Source organism: Blastococcus sp. MG754426, assembly GCF_021699055.1.
Taxonomy (GTDB): Bacteria; Actinomycetota; Actinomycetes; order Mycobacteriales; family Geodermatophilaceae; genus Blastococcus.
The window spans coordinates 1-3,406 of the sequence record NZ_SSXC01000138.1; the positions used below are offsets into that span (position 1 = coordinate 1).

The 3,406-nt window shown below is 77.1% G+C and carries 6 protein-coding genes; 3 read left to right on the forward strand and 3 right to left on the reverse strand.

All coding sequences use genetic code 11. The features are described 5' to 3' along the window. The first annotated feature begins 38 nt into the window (after positions 1-38). Positions 39-620 carry an MSMEG_1061 family FMN-dependent PPOX-type flavoprotein gene (locus tag E9549_RS22490; protein WP_374201700.1) on the forward strand — a complete coding sequence of 194 codons (582 nt, stop codon included), beginning with the start codon at positions 39-41 and terminating at the stop codon, positions 618-620. A gap of 75 nt (positions 621-695) precedes the next feature. Further along, complete coding sequence (locus E9549_RS22495; RefSeq protein WP_236828819.1) at positions 696-1,121, forward strand: VOC family protein; 426 nt, start codon at positions 696-698, stop codon at positions 1,119-1,121. A 6-nt stretch (positions 1,122-1,127) separates the two neighbouring features. On the opposite strand, the gene E9549_RS22500 is transcribed toward E9549_RS22495, so the two are convergent. Further along, positions 1,128-1,325, reverse strand: a complete 198-nt coding sequence (locus E9549_RS22500; RefSeq protein ID WP_236828820.1) for a hypothetical protein — start codon at positions 1,323-1,325, stop codon at positions 1,128-1,130. 182 nt (positions 1,326-1,507) lie between these two features. On the opposite strand from E9549_RS22500, the gene E9549_RS22505 reads away from it, so the two are divergent. Continuing rightward, on the forward strand, positions 1,508-2,002 hold the full coding sequence (locus E9549_RS22505; RefSeq protein WP_236828821.1) for a type II toxin-antitoxin system PemK/MazF family toxin: 495 nt from the start codon (positions 1,508-1,510) through the stop codon (positions 2,000-2,002). Positions 2,003-2,009: 7 nt separating this feature from the next. Here E9549_RS22505 and E9549_RS22510 read toward each other — a convergent pair whose 3' ends face one another. Both E9549_RS22510 and E9549_RS22515 read right to left on the reverse strand, forming a co-directional pair. After that, positions 2,010-2,306, reverse strand: a complete 297-nt coding sequence (locus tag E9549_RS22510; RefSeq protein ID WP_236828823.1) for a hypothetical protein — start codon at positions 2,304-2,306, stop codon at positions 2,010-2,012. A gap of 26 nt (positions 2,307-2,332) precedes the next feature. Then, positions 2,333-3,406, reverse strand: a 1,074-nt coding sequence (locus tag E9549_RS22515) for an AbrB family transcriptional regulator (RefSeq protein WP_308113176.1), incomplete at its 5' end; no start/stop codon positions are given.

Below are 3,406 nucleotides of genomic sequence, written 5' to 3' on the forward strand. Positions count from 1 at the left end.
CCACCGTCCCGCTGCCCCCGCCGCCCACCGACGACCCGGTGCTGGCCGGCTACCGGACGCCGGGCGGCCTGGTGCTGGACAAGGTGATCGACCACCTCGACGCCCACTGCCGGGAGTTCATCGCCCACTCCCCGTTCGCGACGCTGGCCACCGCCGACGCCGAGGGCTGGCCCGACGTCTCCCCGCGCGGCGGCGACCCGGGCTTCGTGCACGTGCTGGACGCGCACCGGCTGGCGCTCCCCGACCGGCCGGGCAACAACCGCGTCGACAGCCTGCGCAACGCGGCCGCCAACCCCCGCGCCGCGCTGATGTTCCTGGTGCCCGGCGTCGAGCAGACGCTGCGGGTCTACGGCACGGCGGCGCTGGTCGCCCCCGAGGAGCTGCCGCTGGACCTCACCGAGTTCGGCCGCGCGCCGCTGTCGGTGCTGGTGCTCGAGGTGCGGCGGGCGTACTTCCAGTGCCCGAAGTCGGTCATGCGCTCGGGCCTGTGGGACCCGGCGAAGCGAGTGGACCCAAAGGCGCTGACGCCGTTCGGCCGGGTGATCAAGGACCACTGCGCACTGGCGGAGGACCTGCCCGACGACGCCACGATCCGCGCGGAACTCGCCGAGGAGCTCTAGGAGGACCCTGCCCTCCTCCCCGCTCGCACGCTCGCGGCGAGCCGCTGGACGAGGCCTCGGGCCTAGCCTGCGGCCATGGCGTTCGACGTCCAGGTCACGGTCGATTCCTCGGCACCGCACGACCTCGCCGACTGGTGGGCCCAGGCGCTGGGCTGGCAGGTGGAGGCCCAGGACGAGGCCTTCATCCGCCGGATGGTGGATGAAGGCGCGGCCACCGCGGACGACACCACCACCCACCGGGGCGCGCTGGTCTGGAAGGTCGGTGCGGCGATCAGGTCACCCGACCCGGGCCGGCCGCGGGTGCTGTTCCAGCTCGTCCCCGAGCCCAAGACGGTCAAGAACCGGCTGCACCTCGACGTGGCGGCCGGGCCGGACCGGGTCGAGGCCGAGGTGGCCCGGCTGGTCGGCCTGGGTGCCCGCGAGCTGTGGCGGGGCCGGCAGGGGCCGTTCGCGTGGGTGACGCTCGCCGACCCGGAGGGCAACGAGTTCTGCGTGACCTGAGGCCGCCTACCCGGCGCGCAGGTCCCGGGCGAGCCTCCGGTCGGCGACGGCCCGCTCGGCCATCGCGCGGACCCGCAGCCGGCGGCGTCTGCGGCTCGAGCCGAGGTAGCGCGCGTCCTCGACCAGCTGGAAGGCCGCGAGCACGCTCGCCTGGACCTCGCGGGCACGCGGCACTGCTGGGCGCGCCGGTTCGGCCGAAGTCATGAGACCCCCTTCTCCCGGGGGACGCCGGCACGCTCCCCGCGGCCCCATGGTTGCCCCGCATCCCCGCGGCCAACCCCCACGGTGACGATTTGGTGCCCATGGGTCACGTGGGACGAGCGGTGACGGTCCCGTGTCCCGGGCTCGCCACGCGCCCGTCGCGGCCGCTCCGTACGGTGCGACGCATGGCTCCTCTCGGGCGGCTCGGCCGGACGGCGGCGCGCACCGCCGGGCGCGTGCTGCAGCACCTGCTGCGCGCCCCGGCTCCCGGGGGCCCCCGGCCGCGGCCGGCCGGTGCGCCCGACGTGGCCTACCGGCCGCGCGACGACGGGCGCCCCGACCCCGGCGAGATCGTCTGGGCGTGGGTGCCGTTCGAGGAGGACGACGGCCGCGGCAAGGACCGGCCGGTGCTGGTCATCGGCCGGCGGGGCGGCGACCTCCTGGGGTTGATGCTCACCAGCCGCGACCACGACCGGGACGCCGCCGACGAGGCCCGCCACGGCCGGGTGTGGACCGACATCGGCAGCGGCGCCTGGGACCCGCGGGGACGGCCCAGCGAGGTGCGGCTGGACCGGCTGCTGGTGCTGGACCCGGCGACGGTCCGCCGGGAGGGCGCTGCGCTGGACCGCGCCCGCTTCGAGCGCGTCGTGGGCGAGGCCCGGCGCGTGCAGGGCTGGTGACGCGGCGTCAGTCCGCGACCGACTCGTCCCGGGCCGGCCGCCGCACCGGCGGCCGCAGGTTGTAGACGCCGACGCCGTCGGCGAGCGGCTCCAGGTCGTAGCGGTGCACGACCTTCGGCCCGCCGTGGAGGTGGACGTGGGTGACGGTCGGCAGCGGGTCGCCGTGCCGCGCCTCGCGGATCTGCACGCGCCCGTCGAGCGGGCCGCCGACGAACAGCAGCACCGCGTCGTCGGGGCCCGGCCCCGTGGTGGCCGCGTTCTCCTCGGACAGCTCCGGTCTCCTCCCGCTCGTGCGCCGGTCCACGAGGGTAGGCGCGTCCGGCCCGCCCGTCAGGTGCCCGGGGGCGCCCGGCGGAGCCGGCGGGCCACCAGCGGCGCGCTGAGCAGCATCACGAACAGCCGCAGCACCTGGACGGCGAGGACGAAGGTGGTGTCGGCCCCGGAGTCGCGGGCGGTGGCCAGCACCGCGTACAGGCCGCCGGGTGTCGTCGCCAGGTACCCCTCGAGAGCGCTGGCACCCGTGGCCGCGGCCAGCAGCCCACCCAGGCCGGCGCACGCCAGCACGAGGACGAGCACGACCGCCAGCGCCAGCGGCAGGGCCCGGCCGATGGCCCGCAGGCTGCCCCGGGTGAAGCTGACACCCACCTGCAGGCCGATCACGAGGAACGCCGCGCTCTCCACCAGGGGCGGCACCCCGGCGCCGCCGGCGAGGCCGGTCAGGTCCGCGACCGCCGCGGCGACGAGCGGGCCCAGCAGCGCGGCGACGGGCACCCGGAGCAGCCGCCCGGCGACCAGCCCGACGAGCGCGCAGGTCGCGGTGAACACCAGCCCGGCCGGCCAGCCCGGTCCACCGGCGTCCTCGGGGACGAGCCCGGCGCCCGCGGTGGCCCCGTAGGCGGTGGTGGCGACCACCGGCATCAGCAGGACGATGAGCAGCACCCGCAGGTACTGGAGCACCGCGACGACCCGCTCGTCGGCGCCCAGCTCCCGGGCCATCACCACGATCCCCGAGGCGCCCCCCGCGATCATGGCGAAGGCGCCGGTCACCGGGGTGATGCCCGGCTGCAGCCGCAGGGCGAGCCCGGCCAGCAGGCTGAGCAGGAGCGTCGCGACGGTCACCAGGAGCACCGGCAGCCAGTCGGCGGCCACCGCGCGCAGCGTGCCGACGTCGACCAGCACACCCATGGAGACGCCGATGACGGCCTGCCCGGCGGTGCCGAGCCGTTCGGGCACCCGCGCCGGCGTGCGGACCGCCAGCGCGCGGGCGAGCCCGGCGAGCAGGCCGCCGAACAGGGCGGGCGAGGGCAGGCCGGCGAGCCCGAGCAGCAGCCCGAGACCGACGGCACCGGCGACGACGACGGCCGCGTCGAGCAGCACCCCGCCCCACCGGCCCCGCATCCGTCC

Coding starts and splice junctions, on each gene's coding strand:
- E9549_RS22495 (WP_236828819.1), top strand. CDS start 696: ATGGCGTTCGACGTCCAGGTCACGGTCGATTCCTCGGCACCGCACGAC.
- E9549_RS22500 (WP_236828820.1), bottom strand. CDS start 1,325: ATGACTTCGGCCGAACCGGCGCGCCCAGCAGTGCCGCGTGCCCGCGAG.
- E9549_RS22505 (WP_236828821.1), top strand. CDS start 1,508: ATGGCTCCTCTCGGGCGGCTCGGCCGGACGGCGGCGCGCACCGCCGGG.